Source organism: Actinocorallia aurea (genome assembly GCF_054783995.1).
Genome location: NZ_BAAGPQ010000022.1, coordinates 88571 through 105311 on the forward strand (window position 1 = coordinate 88571; position 16741 = coordinate 105311).

General features: G+C 71.2%; 15 protein-coding genes and 1 pseudogene. 7 read left to right on the plus strand and 9 right to left on the minus strand.

Annotated features, from left to right (window positions below; all coding sequences use genetic code 11):
* The first annotated feature begins 181 nt into the window (after nucleotides 1-181).
* The 3 genes from ACYVOM_RS26025 to ACYVOM_RS26035 all read left to right on the plus strand — a co-directional run bounded on the left by ACYVOM_RS26025 (nucleotide 182) and on the right by ACYVOM_RS26035 (nucleotide 5329).
* Nucleotides 182-2179, plus strand: coding sequence for an APC family permease (locus ACYVOM_RS26025; RefSeq protein WP_460306125.1), 1998 nt, complete (start codon nucleotides 182-184; stop codon nucleotides 2177-2179).
* 187 nt (nucleotides 2180-2366) lie between these two features.
* Complete coding sequence (locus ACYVOM_RS26030) at nucleotides 2367-3788, plus strand: class I SAM-dependent RNA methyltransferase (protein WP_460306126.1); 1422 nt, start codon at nucleotides 2367-2369, stop codon at nucleotides 3786-3788.
* A gap of 254 nt (nucleotides 3789-4042) precedes the next feature.
* Nucleotides 4043-5329, plus strand: a complete 1287-nt coding sequence (locus tag ACYVOM_RS26035) for a GH1 family beta-glucosidase (protein WP_460306127.1) — start codon at nucleotides 4043-4045, stop codon at nucleotides 5327-5329.
* 18 nt (nucleotides 5330-5347) lie between these two features.
* Here the strand turns inward: ACYVOM_RS26035 and ACYVOM_RS26040 are convergent, their stop codons facing one another.
* Nucleotides 5348-6781, minus strand: coding sequence for an MFS transporter (locus ACYVOM_RS26040; protein WP_460306128.1), 1434 nt, complete (start codon nucleotides 6779-6781; stop codon nucleotides 5348-5350).
* Nucleotides 6782-6933: 152 nt separating this feature from the next.
* On the opposite strand from ACYVOM_RS26040, the gene ACYVOM_RS26045 reads away from it, so the two are divergent.
* A complete protein-coding gene (locus ACYVOM_RS26045; protein ID WP_460306129.1) occupies nucleotides 6934-7689 on the plus strand; it encodes a TetR/AcrR family transcriptional regulator in 756 nt (251 codons plus the stop codon).
* Here the strand turns inward: ACYVOM_RS26045 and ACYVOM_RS26050 are convergent.
* From ACYVOM_RS26050 to ACYVOM_RS26065, 4 genes and pseudogenes are all read right to left on the minus strand, one after another.
* Nucleotides 7676-8134 (minus strand): lamin tail domain-containing protein, encoded by a 459-nt coding sequence (locus ACYVOM_RS26050; RefSeq protein WP_460306130.1) that lies wholly within the window; start codon nucleotides 8132-8134, stop codon nucleotides 7676-7678. The two genes, ACYVOM_RS26045 and ACYVOM_RS26050, sit on opposite strands and share 14 nt — an antisense overlap.
* A gap of 181 nt (nucleotides 8135-8315) precedes the next feature.
* Nucleotides 8316-8489, minus strand: coding sequence for a TFIIB-type zinc ribbon-containing protein (locus ACYVOM_RS26055; protein WP_460306174.1), 174 nt, complete (start codon nucleotides 8487-8489; stop codon nucleotides 8316-8318).
* 6 nt (nucleotides 8490-8495) lie between these two features.
* Nucleotides 8496-8564, minus strand: a pseudogene (locus tag ACYVOM_RS26060) (zf-TFIIB domain-containing protein); the annotation flags it as partial.
* 78 nt (nucleotides 8565-8642) lie between these two features.
* Nucleotides 8643-9482 carry a phosphotransferase family protein gene (locus ACYVOM_RS26065; protein WP_460306131.1) on the minus strand — a complete coding sequence of 280 codons (840 nt, stop codon included), beginning with the start codon at nucleotides 9480-9482 and terminating at the stop codon, nucleotides 8643-8645.
* 182 nt (nucleotides 9483-9664) lie between these two features.
* Here ACYVOM_RS26065 and ACYVOM_RS26070 point away from each other — a divergent pair, with 182 nt between their 5' ends.
* From ACYVOM_RS26070 to ACYVOM_RS26080, 3 genes are all read left to right on the plus strand, one after another.
* Nucleotides 9665-10318 (plus strand): phosphatidylserine decarboxylase, encoded by a 654-nt coding sequence (locus ACYVOM_RS26070; RefSeq protein WP_460306132.1) that lies wholly within the window; start codon nucleotides 9665-9667, stop codon nucleotides 10316-10318.
* Nucleotides 10305-11150 (plus strand): CDP-alcohol phosphatidyltransferase family protein, encoded by an 846-nt coding sequence (locus tag ACYVOM_RS26075; RefSeq protein ID WP_460306133.1) that lies wholly within the window; start codon nucleotides 10305-10307, stop codon nucleotides 11148-11150. The genes ACYVOM_RS26070 and ACYVOM_RS26075 overlap by 14 nt, the downstream gene beginning before the upstream one ends.
* 145 nt (nucleotides 11151-11295) lie before the next feature.
* Nucleotides 11296-12096, plus strand: a complete 801-nt coding sequence (locus ACYVOM_RS26080; protein ID WP_460306134.1) for a dioxygenase family protein — start codon at nucleotides 11296-11298, stop codon at nucleotides 12094-12096.
* Nucleotides 12097-12225: 129 nt separating this feature from the next.
* Here the strand turns inward: ACYVOM_RS26080 and ACYVOM_RS26085 are convergent, their stop codons facing one another.
* Genes ACYVOM_RS26085 through ACYVOM_RS26100 form a run of 4 tightly spaced genes read right to left on the minus strand, consistent with a single transcriptional unit; the run spans nucleotide 12226 to nucleotide 16712 of the window.
* Complete coding sequence (locus ACYVOM_RS26085; RefSeq protein WP_460306135.1) at nucleotides 12226-13239, minus strand: LacI family DNA-binding transcriptional regulator; 1014 nt, start codon at nucleotides 13237-13239, stop codon at nucleotides 12226-12228.
* A 10-nt stretch (nucleotides 13240-13249) separates the two neighbouring features.
* On the minus strand, nucleotides 13250-14854 hold the full coding sequence (locus ACYVOM_RS26090) for a glycoside hydrolase family 13 protein (RefSeq protein WP_460306136.1): 1605 nt from the start codon (nucleotides 14852-14854) through the stop codon (nucleotides 13250-13252).
* Nucleotides 14855-14886: 32 nt separating this feature from the next.
* The gene (locus ACYVOM_RS26095; protein WP_460306137.1) at nucleotides 14887-15702 is read right to left on the minus strand and encodes a carbohydrate ABC transporter permease; all 816 of its coding nucleotides are present in this window, start codon (nucleotides 15700-15702) and stop codon (nucleotides 14887-14889) included.
* Entirely contained in the window at nucleotides 15699-16712 is a 1014-nt protein-coding gene (locus tag ACYVOM_RS26100) for a carbohydrate ABC transporter permease (RefSeq protein WP_460306138.1), read from the minus strand. The genes ACYVOM_RS26095 and ACYVOM_RS26100 overlap by 4 nt, the downstream gene beginning before the upstream one ends.
* Between the last annotated feature and the right edge of the window lie 29 nt (nucleotides 16713-16741).

Below are 16741 nucleotides of genomic sequence, written 5' to 3' on the forward strand. Positions count from 1 at the left end.
CTGTCCCGTTCTTTGGTCCGGCGCTGTTGTTGGTCCAGACGCTGGATACGCGAGCTGTACGGGACAGTATCCCCCTGATCGCGCAAAGCGCGGTTCTGGCGGGCGCGTGGAAACCGGTCGTCGGTCCCGGCCGGGGGAGGCGCACGGAACCCCTGGACAGCGGCCGTTAGAGTGGCCTGCTGTGTCGAAGGCCTCTGACGTACTGAAGCGCGTCTTGCTCGGGCGCGCCCTGCGCAGCACGCAGGCGCACCACCAACTCCTCCCCAAGCGCATCGCCCTCCCGGTCTTCGCGAGCGACGCCCTGTCCTCCGTGGCCTACGCGCCGCAGGAGATCCTCATCACCCTGGGGATCGCGGGCCTCGCCGGGTACGCGTTCACCCCGTGGATCGGGCTCGCCGTCGTCCTCCTGCTGGTCGTCGTCGTCGCGTCCTACCGCCAGAACGTCCGGGCCTACACCAGCGGCGGCGGCGACTTCGAGGTCGCCACCACCAACCTCGGCGGGAACTGGGGCCTGGTCGTCGCCAGCGCCCTGCTCGTCGACTACGTCCTGACGGTCGCGGTGTCGATCTCCTCGGCGGTCGACAACCTCGGCGCGTTCACCCCGCTGATCGGCGAGCACAGGGTGTTCGTCGCGGTGGCGTTCGTGGTGCTGCTCACCGTGCTGAACCTGCGCGGCCTCAAAGAGTCCGGCATCGCCTTCGCGATCCCGACCTACCTGTTCATGTTCGGCGTCTTCAGCATGATGGCCTGGGGCTTCATCCGGCTCGCGGCCGGCACGCATCTGGAGGCCGAGACCGCCCACCTGGAGGTCAGGGGAGCGGGCGAGGACCTCGCCGGCATCGCGATGATCTTCCTGCTGCTGCGCGCGTTCGCCTCCGGCTGCGCCGCGCTCACCGGCGTCGAGGCGATCAGCAACGGCGTCCCGGCCTTCCGCAAGCCCAAGGGCCAGAACGCGGCGACGACCCTGCTCATGCTCGGCGTGGTCGCCGCCACCATGTTCGCCGGGGTGACCGCCCTGGCCTACGTGACCGACGCCAAGTACGCCGACCCCCTGCACGGCAGTCACCTGGTCGACCCGGCGACCGGCCAGGACGTCTCGGCCGGGCAGCACACCGTGATCACCCAGGTCGCCGAGACGGTCTTCAGCAACTTCCCGCCGATGTACGTCTTCGTGACGGTCATGACGGCCCTGATCCTCGTCCTGGCCGCCAACACCGCCTACAACGGCTTCCCCGTGCTGGCCTCGGTCCTCGCCCAGAACCGGTACCTGCCCCGCCAGCTCCACACCCGGGGCGACAGGCTCGCCTTCAGCAACGGCATCATCATGCTCGCGGGCGCGGCGATCCTCCTCATCTACGCCTTCAAGGCCGACGTCACCAAGCTGATCCAGCTCTACATCGTCGGCGTGTTCGTGTCGTTCACCGTCAGCCAGACCGGCATGGTCCGGCACTGGAACCGGCTGCTGCGCACCGAGACCGACAGCACCGTCCGGCGGCAGATGCGGACCTCGCGGATGATCAACGCGGTCGGCCTGCTCATCACCGGAGCCGTCCTGGTGATCGTGCTGATCACCAAGTTCACCCACGGGGCCTGGATCGTCTGCATCGCGATGCCCGCGCTGTTCCTGCTCATGCGCGGCATCCGGGCGCACTACGACCGGGTCTCGCGCGAGCTGGAACTCGACGACGCCGAGTACGCGCTGCCGTCCCGGACCCACGCGATCGTGCTCGTCTCCAAGATCCACAAGCCGACGCTGCGCGCCCTGTCCTACGCGCGGGCCACCCGGCCGTCCGTCCTTGAGGCGGTCAGCGTCGCGGTGGACGCCGACGAGGCCGAGCGGCTGCGCGACGAATGGGACGCCCTCGACCTCCCGGTTCCGCTCAAGGTCCTGGACTCGCCTTACCGGGAGATCACGCGGCCCGTCCTGGAGTACGTCAAGAACGTCCGCCGGAAATCGCCGCGCGACGTCGTCTGCGTCTACATCCCCGAGTACGTCGTCGGCCACTGGTGGGAGCACATCCTCCACAACCAGAGCGCCCTGCGCCTCAAGGGCCGCCTCCTCTTCCAGCCCGGCGTCATGGTCACGAGCGTCCCCTGGCAACTCCACTCCTCCGACCGCCTCAAGACCCGCGTCGAACGCCCCGCCCCCGGATCGGTCCGGCGCGGCGACCTCGAGTAGCCGAGGCGCGCGACCGGCCTCTGATCGGGATCAAGAGCCGGGCTCAAGGGGCCTGGCTCTGGTGTCGGGTTTCGGGGGTCGGCACGGGAACGGGCCGGGTCGATTCGGGCAGATCTAGGCCGATCTGGTCGGCGGGCGGACGCGGAGCGGCGGGGGGACCTGTCGCGGCCGACTAGAATCGCGGAACGTGACTGCTACGGATCTCCTCGAACTCGAAGTCGGCAACGTCGGGCATGGCGGCTTCTGCGTCGCCCGGCACGACGGGAAGGTCGTCTTCGTCCGGCACGCCCTCCCGGGCGAGCTGGTGCGCGCCCGGGTGACCGAGGAGACCAAGACCTTCCTGCGGGCCGACGCGGTGGAGATCCTCAAGCCCTCGCCCGACCGCGTGCAGGCCCCCTGCGAGTTCGCCGGGCCCGGCCGCTGCGGCGGCTGCGACTGGCAGCACGCCTCCCTTCCCGCCCAGCGCGCGCTGAAGGGCGAGGTCGTCGCCGAGCAGCTGCTGCGCCTGGCGGGCATCGACCGGCCCGTCCACGTCGAGGAAGTCCTCGTCCCCGCCCTGTACACCGAGGACGGCGAGCCGCTCGCGGCCCCGCCCGGACTCGGCTGGCGCACCCGCGTCCAGTTCGCGGTCGGCCCCGACGGCGGTGTCGGCCTGCGCAAGCACCGCTCGCACGAGCTCGAGTACATCGACCGCTGCCTGATCGCCCACCCCGGCGTGGAGATGATCGGCATCGAGCGGCACATGTGGCCCGGCGCGTCCGGGGTCGAGGGCGTGGTGTCGGCCGGGACGGGCGACCGCCTCGTGGTGATCTCCGAGCCCAAGGGCCGGCGCGGGCGCCCCGCGCGGGTGCCGCAGCTCGACGTGCCCGTCCGGGTCGTCAAGCCGGAGCGGCCGCAGCGGCACCAGGACCGCCAGCAGCCGGGCGTGCGCCGCCCCGTCGTGCCGTTCGTGCGCGAGGAGGCCGCCGGACGCCTCTGGCAGGTCACCGGAAGCGGTTTCTGGCAGGTCCACCCGGCCGCCGCCGACACCCTCGTCAAGGCCGTCATGGAGGCGCTGGACCCCCGGCCGGGCGAGATCGCCCTCGACCTGTACTGCGGCGTCGGCCTGTTCGCCGGGGTCCTCGGTGAGCGCGTCGGCCGCGACGGCCTCGTCGTCGCGGTCGAGACCGGCGGCCAGGCCGTGCGGGACGCCAAGTTCAACCTCAAGGATCTCGCGAACGTCAGCGTCGAGCAGGGCAAGGTCGAAGAGGTCCTGCCGCTGCTGGAGTTCGGCGCGTCCGCGCCCCAGGCCAAGCAGGGCAGGCCGCAGCCGGGCAAGGCGCAGCCGAAGCGCGGCGCGGTGCAGGGCCACCGCGGCGGCTCCCGCGTGCGCGGCGCCGACATCACCGTGCTGGACCCGCCCCGCGCGGGCGCCGGCGAGAAGGTCGTCGACGAGATCGCGCGCCGCACCAACCGCAAGATCGCCTACGTCTCCTGCGACCCCGCCACCCTGGCCCGGGACCTCAAGTACTTCTCGGCCCGCGGCTGGACCCTGGAGACTCTGCGTGCCTTCGACCTGTTCCCGCAGACCAGCCACGTCGAGTGCGTGGCGTCCCTGGTTCGCGGCTGACCCCTCCCGCACCCCCGGCCCCTGACGGATAAGCACCCGACAAGCACCCCCTCTTCCCCAGCAGATCCCGCACCTGGGTGCCCGACCGGGGAGGCAGGCCCGTCCCGGCCGGGGCGTGCCGACAGAGGCGGGGTCGGCGCGGTGGCAGGTCGGCGGCCGTGAATAATGCGATCTCCGACTTCGGACGGCCGGGGCCGGGCCGCGCACGGCGGCGGCCGGACGCCGGCTCCGGCCGAGACCCCAGGAGGGCTTCGATGAGACGTTTTCCCGATGGTTTCGTCTGGGGGGCCGCGACGGCCGCCTACCAGATCGAGGGCGCCGTCGCCGAGGACGGCAGGGCGCCGTCGATCTGGGACGGGTTCGGTCCGATCCTGGGTAGCGACACCGGTGAGCGCGCGTGCGACCACTACCACCGGTACGCCGAGGACGTCGGTCACCTGGCCGACCTCGGCGTCGGGTCGTACCGGTTCTCGGTGTCCTGGCCACGGGTGCTGCCCGACGGCAGGCCCGAGCAACGCGGCCTCGACTTCTACTCCCGCCTGGTGGACCTCCTTCTGGAGCGGGGGATCTCCCCGGCCGTCACGCTCTACCACTGGGACCTGCCTCGCGCGCTGGAGGAGCGCGGGGGCTGGCTGAACAGGGACACCGCGCACAGGTTCGCCGAGTACAGCGCGCTCGTGGCCGACGCCCTGGGCGACAGGGTCGAGACCTGGATCACGCTGAACGAGCCGTGGTGCGCCGCCTTCCTCGGCTACGGGTCCGGTGAGCACGCCCCGGGCCTGCGCGACGCCGCGTTCGAGGCGGCCCACCATCTGAACCTCGCGCACGGCCTCGCCGCCCCGCTGCTGCCGGGCCGCAAGGGCATCACGCTCAATCCGCACGTCGTCTGGGGCCCCGACGAGGCCGCCGTGCGCCGCGCCGACGGGATCTCCAACCGCGTGTTCGAGGGCCCTCTGCTTTCCGAGGGTTATCCCGCGAGCCTGATCGCCGACACCGCCCACCTCACCGACTGGTCGTTCGTGAAGGACGGCGACGAGGCGGCCATCAGGGCGCCGATCGACTTCCTCGGCGTGAACTACTACTCGGTGACGGTCGTGGAGCCGGGCGGCAAGGGCAAGCCGTCGTGGCCGGGCTGCGAGGACCTCAAATTCTCCTCCGCCCCGGGCGAGCGCACCGACATGGGCTGGTCGATCGTTCCGAACGGCCTGACCGAGCTGCTGCTGCGCCTGTCCCGCGAGAACCCGGGCCTGCCGCTGGTCGTCACCGAGAACGGCGCCGCCTACCCCGAGCCCGTCCACGACGACCGCAGGATCGCCTACCTGCACTCCCACCTGGGCGCGGTCCTCGACGCGATCGACGCGGGCGCCGACGTCCGCGGGTACCACCTCTGGTCCCTGCTCGACAACTTCGAGTGGGCCTTCGGCTACGCCAAGCGCTTCGGCATCATCCACGTCGACTACGAGACCCAGCAGCGCACCTGGAAGGACAGCGCCCACTGGTACCGCGCCGTGGTGGCCGCGAACGCCCTCCCGGCCTCCTGAGCCCCGGCCCGCACCGCTTCAAACGGGCACGGGAGCCGCCTCGACGCCTTGTGGCTCCTGCGGCCGGGCATGCCGGGGAAGCAGGAAGACCGCGGCGAAGACCACGGCGAGCATCACCAGCAGCGCCGCGATCGTGGCGTCCTCGGCCCCGGCGTACCCGGAGATGGGCAGGCTGTCGAAGAACACGGTGCCGAGGATCGCGGTGCCGAGCGCGGCGCCGAGCTGCTGGACCGAGGTGACGGTGCCCGACGCCGAGCCCGTCTCGTGCGGCTCGACCGAGGCCAGGACGGTGTCGAAGAACGGAGCCATCACCAGTCCCAGGCCGAATCCGCAGACCGCGAGGGCAGGGGCGAAGTCCCAGGGGCCGAGCGGCACGGCGTGGTGAATGGTGAACAGCAGGCCTCCGATGCCGAGGGCGCTGATGACGATGCCGGCGTGCATGATCCGGCGCCCGAACCGCAGCAGGGCCTGCGCCGTGCCGAATGCGGCGACCATGCCGAGCGACAGCGGGATCCCGGTGAGGCCGGACTTCAGCGGCGAGTAGTGCAGGCCGAGCTGGGTGTAGAGGCTGAAGGTCAGGGAGAAGCCTGTCATCGCGGAGAAGAACGCGAGGCCCATCACCAGGCCGCCGGAGAATCCTCGCTTGCGGAACAGGCTCGGCTCCACCAGGGGATCGCCGCCGCGCCGACCGCGCCGCACCTCGTGCCATCCGAAGACCCCGAACACGGCGACCGACAGCGCGATCAGGGTGAACGCCCAGGCGGGCCAGCCTTGCTCCCGCCCTTGCACGAGCGGGTAGATGACGAGTCCGGAGCCCGCCGCGGCGAGCGCCGCGCCGGGCAGGTCGAGGCGCACCGCGCGCTCGCCCGCGTGGGCGGGCAGGAACATCAGAGCGCCGACGACCGCGAACAGGCCGACCGGCAGGTTGATCAGGAAGATCATGCGCCAGCCCGTGCCCCACAGATCGGCGTCCAGCAGCCAGCCGGCGAGGATCGGTCCGCCCACCGTGGACAGTCCCATGACCGGGCCGAACAGGCTGAACGCGGTGGCCTGCTCGCGCTCGTCGAAGACCTCCTTCAGGAAGGCCAGGCCCTGCGGCAGCATGATCGCGCCGAGGAGCCCCTGGAAGCCGCGCGCCGCGATGAGCTGGGCGGGCTCGGCGGCCAGTCCGCAGGCCAGCGAGCCGAGGGTGAACCCCGCCGCGCCGAGCAGGAACATGCGGCGGCGGCCGAAGATGTCGCCGAGCCGCCCTCCGGTGATGAGCCCGACGGCCATGGCGAGGGTGTAGACGGCACCGAGCCACTGGACGGTGGATTCGCCGCCGCCGAGATCGGCGCGGATGGAGGGGGCGGCGATGGCGGTCACAAGGGCGTCGAGGAGGTCCATCACCTCGGCGGCGAGGATCACGAAGAGCGCGATCCACCGCCATCGGTAGGGCCGGATGTGCTGCATAGGGGCAACCCTTCGAACGTCGTTCCTCGGAACGAACACCGTGCTGGCGAACACCGTTCGTGCTGACGAACACCGTTCTACGCCTGTCGCGCAGCATCTGTCAAACGGTGTTCGTCAAAGCGAACGGTGTTCGCCGGAAGTACGATGGCGGCATGCCGGAGTCCCCGATCGAGTCCCAGATGCCTGATGCGCCTTGGCGCAGACCGCGCAAGAAGCCTCGCCAGAGCCTCGATCTGAACCTCATCGTCGACGTGGGGATCCGCATTCTGGGCGGGGAGGGCCTCGACGCGGTGAGCATGCGCAAGGTGGCGCAGGAGCTGGGCACCGGTCCGGCGTCGCTCTACGCGCACGTCTCGGGCAAGGAGGAGCTCCTGGAGCTCATGCTCGATCGCGTCGTCGGCCTGGTCCGCCTTCCGGCGGAGCCCGAACCGGAGCGTTGGAAGGAGCAGGTCGCCGAGGTGGTCCGCGACTGCATGCGGGTCTACGCCGAGCACCGCGACATCGCGCTGGTGTCCCTGGGCAACATTCCGGGCGGCCCCAACCAGCTCAGGGTCGCCGAGTTCCTGCTCGACCTCCTAGTGCGGGCCGGCGTGCCGCCGCAGATCGCGGCCTGGTCGGTCGACAGGCTCGCGCTGATGCTCGACGCGGACGCGGTGGAATCCGCGGTCTTCGCGCGCAGGCAGGAGAGCGGCGTTGGCACCGAGGAGTACCTCACCGGTGTGAAGGACTACCTGTCGAGGTTGCCCGCCGCGGCCTTCCCGCGGCTGACGTCGCTGCGTGAGGAGATCGCCGCGGGCACCGGCGCGGAGCGCCTGGAGTTCGGGCTGGACCTCCTGCTGCGCGGCATCGAGTCCCACATCGAGCGGCCGCGGGGCGCGAAGGCCCCGCGCCCCGCTAGCACGTCTTGAAGTCGGACTTCGCGTTGTTCCAGGTGCAGCCGTCGACCCGGGCGTTGGAGGGGTCGAAGAGGTAGGCGGCGCCCTTGGTGTTGGGCCAGGTGTGCCGGCGCAGGCCCTGGTAGACGTACTTCACCGTCTTCTTGCCCTCGCCCATGCGCATGGTGACGCTCTTGCCGGGCTGGACCCACACGCTGCGGGCGGGGAAGTAGAAGATGTACCTGGAGTCGGCGAGCCGGGGCGTCTGGCCGAGCGTCCAGCCCGCCAGGTTGACCTTCTTGCCGCTCTTGTTGGTCACGACGACGTACTCGCCGTTGACGTTCTTCTTCGTGTCCTTGCCCTGGGCGTCGTACCGAACGTAGGTGATCCGCACGTTCGGGGCGGCCTCCGCGGGGGCGGCGAGCAGCGCCGACAGCGGAAGGGCGACGGCCAGGGCACCGATCAGGGGCTTGCGCATCAGCGGGTCGGCTCCGATCTTGTCCGGGGGGAGTCAGCAGACTAGCGGCAACGCAAGTGAAATGTCGTCCGCCGGGTGAGATGTTCGCCTCGACGCCGAAGGGGCGGCGCGCCGTGCACGCCGCCCCTTCCGGGAGCCTTGGCCGACCGGGGGCGGGGGCGCCCCGGACGTCGGCCGCGGGTCAGGTCGAGAAGAGCATTCCGAAGAGGCTCGGGCCGTGGTGGTGCCCCCGGTGGGGGGCGTGGTGGCCCCAGCCGGGCTGCGCGACGGGCGGGGGCGGCGACTGGCGCCACTGGCTCTCGATCCGCGCGAGGGTCTCCAGCTCGCCGTAGTCGAGGAAGATGCCACGGCACATGTCGCACTGTTCGATGTGGACCCCGTTACGGTCGAAGGTCCGCATCGTGCCCCGGCACTTCGGGCACTGAAGCATGTTCTGCCACCTTTCCCTCGCGGTTCTCACCGCTCAAGGAGTCTTTGCGCAGCCTGATTGTGAGGGCACCCTACGCCATCAACCGGTACGTGAGCTGCTAATTCGGTCACAAGCGTCGATAAGGGTCGTCTCGTACTCATTGAGCGGCCGCCCCTCATCCACAGCCTTTGAGACGCAGCGGGCGGCCGTTTGGATCGCCAGAGCCTGTGCGGGAATGTCCAGCCTGGCCCAGGGGTCGGGCCCGAGGTCGACGCCGCCCGCACCGAGGTAGGCGTGCAGGAACCGCGACCACACCTCGGCGGGCAGCACCCCGGCGGCGAACAGGGCGGCCGGCCGGGCCAGGTCCCAGACGGGATCGCCCCGCCCCAGGTCGTCGATGTCGATCAGCCGCCAGGCGCCGCGGTACCGCACGAGCTGGCCGAGGTGGAAGTCGCCGTGGACGACGTGCACGGGCCCGGAGGACTCCAGGACGTCCGGCAGGGTCGCGTAGGCCCGCAGGATCGCCCGGGAGGCGGGGGACTCCGGCAGTGCTCGCGTCATCACCTCCCGCACCCTCAGCGGTGCGCCTTGCGGGGGCAGTCCGGCCGGGACGGGCAGCGCGTGGAGGCGGGCCAGGAGCCTTCCGGCCTCCTCCCACGGCGCGCCGATCGGATCGGCGGGGTCGACGGGTTCTCCGGCGGGCCAGACCGACACCGTCCGCCCGGCGACGGGCTCGGGCACCTCGATCGGGGGGAGCAGAAGCTCGGGACGGGCGGTCGCCACCGCGGCGCGGGCGGGTAGATTCGTCGTCTGGGCCCTGTGGGCCTTGGCCACGACCTCCCCGACGCGGACGACCAGGACGTCGCCGCGGGCGTAGAGCACCGCCGACTCGCCCGTTCCGCCCGCTTCCCGGGCGAGTGCGGAGAGCTGTTCGATCACCGGGTGAGTCAATCACCTCATCCCGCTTGGCGGGAGAAGTAAGGAGAATGCGGGTGATCGCGGGAATTTCGCGCTACGTTGAACAGATCACGCCGTTTACCCGTGGGTTCCCAGTCCGCCGGTTGGTGTGACGAGCCTCGCATTGAGTAAGCTCGCTCGAACGCTGCACCCTGCCCTAGGAGTTGAGAGAGACAGTGCCCGGTCCCCACGAGCCGGAGGCGGAGACCCTCACCCTCGCGCGCGGCGCCGGACCCTGGCTGGTTCCCGGACTGGTGGGTGCGGCGGGCGCCGTCCTGCTGACCCGGCGGTCACGGTACCGCGGCCTCGTCGCCGCCGCCGCCACGGCGACGGCCGCAGGCCTCACCTGGTTCTTCCGCGACCCGCCGCGCAGCGGCGAGGGCCTGCTCCTCTCGGGCGCCGACGGCGTGGTGCAGAGCATCACCCCGTGGCCCGACGGCCGCACCCGGGTCGCGATCTTCATGAGCCCGCTGGACGTGCACGTCAACCGGGCGCCGATCGCGGGCAAGATCCTCTCGGTCGACCACATCGAGGGCGGGCACGTCCCGGCCTTCAACAAGGACAGCGACCGCAACGAGCGCGTCGTCTGGCGGTTCGACACCGCGGTCGGCGAGATCGAGTGCGTGCAGATCGCCGGCACCGTCGCCCGGCGCATCGTGCCCTACCTGGAGGAAGGCGTGTCCGTGGAGCAGGGCGAGCGTCTCGGCCTGATCCGCTTCGGATCGCGCTTCGACACCTACCTCCCGGCCGGCATGGTCCCCGCGGTGACCGTCGGCCAGAAGACCCGGGCCGGTGAGACGCACCTTGTCTGCGGCTGAGAGCTGCGAGCCGGCCGGGAGCGAGCGCCTGTCGCCCGCGGACTTCCTGACGCTCGGCAACGCCCTGTGCGGCATCGCCGCTCTGCGCAGCATCATGGTGCAGGGCAGCTCCTCGGGCACCGAGAGCCGGCTGTTCGCCGGCGCGGTCCTGCTCATGCTGATCGGCGCGGTCTGCGACCTCTTCGACGGGCGCATGGCCCGGCGCTGGCGCAGCACCCCCTACGGTCCGCACCTCGACAACCTCGCCGACGTGATCACGTTCGGCCTCGTCCCCGCGGCGATGACGCTGGCGTGGGTCGGGTTCGACGGCGACTGGGCGATGCCCGCGATGGTGGCGGCGGCCGGGTTCTTCCTGGCGATCGTCGTCCGGCTGGCCCGGTACGTCACCGCGGCTCCCGAGCCGGGCATCTTCCGCGGCATGCCCGCGCCGCTGTGCGCCTTCACGGTGGTCTCGATCATCGTGCTGGAGCCCCCGGTGCCGATGGCGCTCGCCGCGATCGCCTGCGTGGCCCTGCTCGCGGTCAGCCGCCTGCCGTTCCCCAAGCCCTCCAGCCGCGGCCTGGCCGGGGTCATGGTCCTCTGGGCGGCCTTCGGCGCGCTCTCGATCGTCGCCTGGGCGGCGGACCTGCCCGGCGGGACCACCGGAATGCGCTTCACCGCGGCCTCGGAGCTGTTCGCCGCGTGCCTGATCCCGGTGATCATGCTGAAGCTGCGCCACACGATGCGCGCCGCGGTCGCCACGCACGTGACGCGCCGCCGCACCCTGCCCCGTCCGCGCCGCGTCGCCGTGCGGCGGCCCGGCGCCCAGCGCAGGGTCCGGATCAGGCGCTGATCCGCTTCTCCCGGCCCCGGTCGCACCGACCGGGGCCTTTTTTGTGCCTTCAGGTCGCCTCGGCGGGTCGGAATATTGACGACCCGGCATTGGTTCATGGTTGAATAATTGAACGTTCAATCTTGAGTTCCGGGGTAGGAGAGCCATGAACGCCGCGCAGACGCCGTCGAGGATGCCGACGCTGTACCTGAGCCACGGTGCGCCGCCGCTGGCCGACGACCCGCTGTGGCCGGGGCAGCTCGCGGCCTGGTCGGCGGAGCTGCCGCGGCCGAAGGCCGTGCTCATGGTGTCGGCGCACTGGGAGGACGCGCCCCTGGCGATCGGCGCGACCACCACCATCCCGCTCGTGTACGACTTCGGCGGCTTCGACCGGAAGTACTACCAGGTGCAGTACCGCGCGCCCGGCGCCCCGGAACTCGCCGCCCGGATCCGGGCCCTCGTCAAGGGCGCCCAGGACGTCCCCGACCGGGGCCTGGACCACGGCGCGTACGTGCCGCTCGTCGAGATGTACCCGGACGCCGACGTGCCCGTGCTGCAGATCTCGATGCCGACCCTGGATCCTGCGGGCCTCTTCGAGATCGGCCGCAAGCTCGCGCCGCTGCGCGACGAGGGCGTCCTGATCATCGGCAGCGGCTTCTTCACGCACAACCTGCGCGGCCTGAACCCCGGCCTGGCCGTCGACCAGGCCCCCGGCTGGTCGAAGGAGTTCGACGCCTGGGGCGCCGAGGCCCTGGCCGACCACGACCTGGACGCCCTCCTGGACTTCCTCCACAAGTCCCCGGCGGGCCGCATCGCCCACCCCCGCACCGAGCACTTCGCCCCGCTGTTCGTCACCCTCGGCGCCGCCGCCGACGAACTCGACACCCAACGCTCCACCATCGACGGCTTCTGGATGGGCCTGTCCAAGCGCTCGGTACAGTTCGGCGCCGCCTCCGGCGTCGCGTGATCGTGCGCTTGAGATCCCTGGGCTGGCCCTCCGGCCCTGGGGGTCTACGGGCAGCCCAGGGGCGCCCGATCACTGGTCCTCGGCCTGGCGGCCTGCGGCGTGCAGGGTGCTCGATGCGGGGCCTGTCGTTCAGATGCGCGGAGCGGGGCTCGTGGAGCGGCGGACCACGAGTTCGGGGCGGTAGAGGAGTTCGGTGCGCGGGACGCGGTTGCCGCCGATCTCCTCCAGGAGCTGGCCCGCGGCGGCGATCGCCATCTCGCGGACGGGCTGGCGGATCGTGGTGAGGGCCGGGTCCAGGTAGGGGATGAGCGGTGAGTCGTCGAAGCCGACGACGGACAGGTCGCCGGGGACGCGCAGGCCCCGCTGGCGGGCCGCCCGGATCGCGCCGATCGCCATGATGTCGCTGCCGCAGCAGATCGCGGTGCAGCCCAGGTCGAGGAGCTGCGCCGCGGCGGCCTGCCCGCCCTCCAGGGTGAACAGCGACGTGGCGATCAGCCGTTCGGGTTCGGTCTCGCCCAGGAGCGCCTTGACGGACCGCGCGAACCCCTCCGACTTGCGGATCGACGGCACGAACCGGGACTGCCCGACGGCGAGCCCGATCCGGGTATGGCCGAGGGAGACGAGGTGCTCCACCGCCATCTCGATCGACACGACGTCGTCGTTGGAGACGAAGGGGGCGTCGACCCCTTCGCGGTAGCCGTTGACCAGGACCAGGGGCAGGCCCTGGTCGGTGAGCCTCTTGTAGCGGCCGAGGTCGGAGGTGGAGTCGGCGTGCATGCCGCTGACCACGATGATCCCGGCGACGTCACGTTCCAACAGCAGCTCGGTGTAGTCGTCCTCGCGGACCCCGCCGGGCGTCTGGGTGCACAGCACCGCGGTGTACCCGGACATGACCAGCGCCGACTCCAGGGTCTGGGCGAAGACCGGGAAGACGGGGTTGGTCAGCTCGGGAAGGATCAGCCCGATCAGCCCGGCCCGCTGCTGGCGGAGCCGGGGCGGGCGGTCGTGCCCGAGGACGTCGAGCGCCTCCAGCACCACCTGCCGCGTGCTGGAGGACACTCCGGGTCTGCCGTTGAGCACACGACTCACGGTCGCCTCGCTGACCCCTGCTTGAGCCGCGATGTCGGCCAGCCGTGTCGCCATGATCCTTAATTTACCGTTCGCCGAGGTCGCGGCGGTGATCCGTCCACCAGACCGCCGCGTCGGACGGCAGCGTCACGTGTCCGCCGTCGACCGTCAGGGGGACGCTGGAGACCGCGATCTCGCCGGGCACGGGGATCCGGACGGCCTGTCCGCCGAGGTTCACCGCGCAGCCGAAGCCGGGCTCGCGCCGAAGCCGCAGGACGCCTTCGGGAGCGTCCTCCCAGACGAGCGCGCCGTCGCCCAGCGCGGCGGAGTCCCGGCGGAAGGCAAGAGCGGCCCGGTAGAGGGCGAGGGTCGAGCCGGGGTCGGCCTCCTGCGCGGCCACGGACAGTTCCGACCAGGAGGCGGGCATGGGCAGCCAGGTGTCCTGCCCGGTTCCGAACCCGAAGGGAGCGGCGTCGCCCGACCACGGCAGCGGCACCCGGCAGCCGTCGCGGCCGGCGTCGGCGCCCCGGCCGAGCTGCGGGTCGAGCAGGAACTCGGCGGGGAGGTCGAGGACTTCGGGCAGGCCGAGCTCCTCGCCCTGGTACACGTAGGCCGATCCGGGCAGCGCCAGCATGAGCAGCGCGGCGGCCCTGGCCCGGCGCAGGCCCGTCTCGCCGTCGCCGAAGCGGGTGACGTGCCTGCGCACGTCGTGGTTGGACAGCACCCACGTGGTCGGCGCGCCGACGGCTCCGGAGGTGGCGAGGGAGACGTCGATGACCTCCCGCAGTTCCGCCGCGTCCCAGCCGGTGCCGAGGTAGTGGAAGTTGAACGCCTGGTGCGCCTCGTCCGGCCTGACGTACCGGGCCAGCCGCTCCGGTGTGGACGCCCACGCCTCGGCGACCGCGACGCGCTCGCCGGGGTAGGAGTCGAGCAGGGCGCGCCAGCCGCGGTGGATCTCGTGGACGCCGTCCTGGTCGAAGTAGGGCAGCGGCTCGGTGCCGAGCATCCGGGACTGGTCGCGGTGGCCGACGTCGGGCAGCCCCGCGGCCTTGACCATGCCGTGCGCGACGTCGATCCGGAAGCCGTCGGCGCCCAGGTCGAGCCAGAACCGGAGGATGTCGTCGAACTCGGCGCGGACCTCGGGGTTCTCCCAGTCCAGGTCGGGCTGCTCGGGGGCGAACAGATGCAGGTACCACTGGCCGTCGGGGACGCGGGTCCAGGCCCGGCCGCCGAACACCGACTCCCAGTCGTTGGGCGGCTCCGCGCCGTCCGGGCCGCGGCCGTCGCGGAAGATGTAGCGCGCGCGCTCGGGCGAGCCGGGTGCGGCGGCGAGGGCGGCGGCGAACCACGCGTGCCGGTCGGAGGTGTGGTTCGGCACGATGTCGACGATGATCCGCAGGCCGAGGGCGTGCGCGTCGGCGATGAGCGCCTCGGCGTCGGCGATGTCGCCGAACAGCGGGTCGACCCGGCGGTAGTCGGCCACGTCGTACCCGAAGTCCGCCATCGGCGAGAGGTAGAACGGCGTCAGCCACACCGCGTCGACGCCGAGGGCCGCGAGGTACGGCAGCCTCGCCCGGATCCCGGGCAGGTCGCCGATGCCGTCGCCGTTGCCGTCGGCGAAGCTGCGGACGTAGATCTGGTAGATCACCGCGTCGCGCCACCAGCGCGTGGCGACCGTGGAGCCCTGCATGCTTCCCCCCAAGGAAGGTGTGCCGATACTGGTTACTTGACGCCGCCGGCCGTGAGGCCCACGACGATCCGGCGCTGGAAGACCAGCACGAGGACGACCAGGGGCACGGTCACCACGACGGCCGCGGCCATCTGGGTGCCGAACGGCTGGTCGAAGCCGCGCATACCGGTGAACTTGGCGATGGCCACCGTCGCGGTCTGCATGCTCTTCTCGTTGACCATGCTGAACGCGATGATGAACTCGTTCCACGCCATGAAGAAGACGAGGATGGCGGTGGTGAACACGCCCGGCGCGGCCAGCGGGATGATGATCTTGCGGAAGGCCTCGCCGCGGGTGCAGCCGTCGGTCATCGCCGCCTGCTCCAGCTCGAACGGGAGCTGTCGGAAGAACACCGTCAGGTTCCAGACGGCGAGCGGCAGCGCGAACCCGAGGCTCGGCACGATCATCGCCTGGTAGGTGTTGATCCAGTCGATGGTGATGAACAGCTTGAGCAGCGGCACCACCTGGGAGATGCCGGGGAACATCGACGTCGCGACGATCACGCCGAGCACCGCGTTCTTGAAGCGGAAGTCGAGCCTGGCCAGGGTGTAGGCGGTGAAGACCGCGATGAGCAGGGTGATCACCGTGGTCAGGCCCGCGACGAGCAGGCTGTTGAACAGGGCCCTGCCGAACATGTTGTCCGGGTCGAAGACCGCCCGCAGGTTCTCGGTCGACCAGGGCGCCGGCCACGGGCTGGAGTCGAACTGGTCCTGCGGCCTGCGGAAGGCCGAGACGACCATCCAGTAGAACGGCGCGAGGCAGAAGAGGGCGACGAACGCCAGGCCCGCGTAGTTCAGGACGCGCTTCATGCCGCGGCTCCCTTCGTCACGGCGGGCTTCTTCTCGGTCGCCTTGCGGGTGCGCGCCTCGCCGATGACGTCGGCGCCCGCGAGCTTGATGAACAGGTAGGCGAGCAGCGCGATGTAGAGGAAGAGGATCGTCGCGTAGGCGGTCGCCACCCCGTAGCTGAGCCGGTTGGCCTCGGACCAGGCGAGCATCGACAGCGTCTCCACCGACTCCTTGTTGCCGCCGATGAGCACGAACGGCAGGTCGAACATGCGCAGGGTGTCGAGCATCCGGAACAGGACGGCGACGGCCAGCGCGGGCTTGATGAGCGGCAGCGTGATCCGGCGGAACTGCTGCCAGGCGCTCGCCCCGTCGACGCGGGCCGCCTCGTAGACGTCCTGCGGGATCATCTGGAGCCCGGCGAGGGCGAGCAGGCCGATGAACGGGGAGGTCTTCCACACCTCGGCGATGATCACCGCGAGCTTGGACTGCCAGCCGTCGGCCGTCCAGAGGATCTCCTGGTGGAGGATCGCGTTGGCGACGCCGTCGGGCTGGAAGATCCAGCGCCACAGCAGGCCGGACATCGCCGTGGGGACCGCCCAGGGCACGAGCACGCTCGCCCGGACCAGGCCGCGGCCACGGAGCGCCTGGTGCATGATCAGCGCGAGGCAGAGGCCGATGGCCGTCTCCAGCACGACGGAGGTCGCGGTGAAGAACGTGGTGTTGAAGAACGCGTTCCAGAACGCGTCGCCGCGATCGCCGGTGAACAGCGCCGTGTAGTTGTCGAGGCCGACGAACTGCTCTCCCTCGACGACGAAGCCGTCCACGAGGCCGTCGGGCTTGTTGTACAGGGACTGGCGGATGCCGGCCAGCACGGGGTAGCCGACGATGAGCGCCAGCACGAGAAAGGTGGGGGACAGCAGCAGCAGCGCGAACCGCCGCGTCGAGCGGGCGCCCTGACCGGACGCGGCCTTTGCGGGCGGACGCGGGGAGGGGTCCGCGAGGGCTTTCGGTGGGGAGGCAGGGGTGGCCATTTCTTCTCCAGGGGTCCTCTCGCCAGAGA

Excerpts from the sequence above, each read along its gene's own strand:
- ACYVOM_RS26035 (WP_460306127.1), top strand. The coding sequence starts at position 4,043 with ATGAGACGTTTTCCCGATGGTTTCGTCTGGGGGGCCGCGACGGCCGCC.
- ACYVOM_RS26040 (WP_460306128.1), bottom strand. The coding sequence starts at position 6,781 with ATGCAGCACATCCGGCCCTACCGATGGCGGTGGATCGCGCTCTTCGTG.
- ACYVOM_RS26045 (WP_460306129.1), top strand. The coding sequence starts at position 6,934 with ATGCCGGAGTCCCCGATCGAGTCCCAGATGCCTGATGCGCCTTGGCGC.
- ACYVOM_RS26050 (WP_460306130.1), bottom strand. The coding sequence starts at position 8,134 with ATGCGCAAGCCCCTGATCGGTGCCCTGGCCGTCGCCCTTCCGCTGTCG.
- ACYVOM_RS26055 (WP_460306174.1), bottom strand. The coding sequence starts at position 8,489 with ATGTGCCGTGGCATCTTCCTCGACTACGGCGAGCTGGAGACCCTCGCG.
- ACYVOM_RS26080 (WP_460306134.1), top strand. The coding sequence starts at position 11,296 with ATGAACGCCGCGCAGACGCCGTCGAGGATGCCGACGCTGTACCTGAGC.
- ACYVOM_RS26085 (WP_460306135.1), bottom strand. The coding sequence starts at position 13,239 with ATGGCGACACGGCTGGCCGACATCGCGGCTCAAGCAGGGGTCAGCGAG.
- ACYVOM_RS26090 (WP_460306136.1), bottom strand. The coding sequence starts at position 14,854 with ATGCAGGGCTCCACGGTCGCCACGCGCTGGTGGCGCGACGCGGTGATC.
- ACYVOM_RS26095 (WP_460306137.1), bottom strand. The coding sequence starts at position 15,702 with ATGAAGCGCGTCCTGAACTACGCGGGCCTGGCGTTCGTCGCCCTCTTC.
- ACYVOM_RS26100 (WP_460306138.1), bottom strand. The coding sequence starts at position 16,712 with ATGGCCACCCCTGCCTCCCCACCGAAAGCCCTCGCGGACCCCTCCCCG.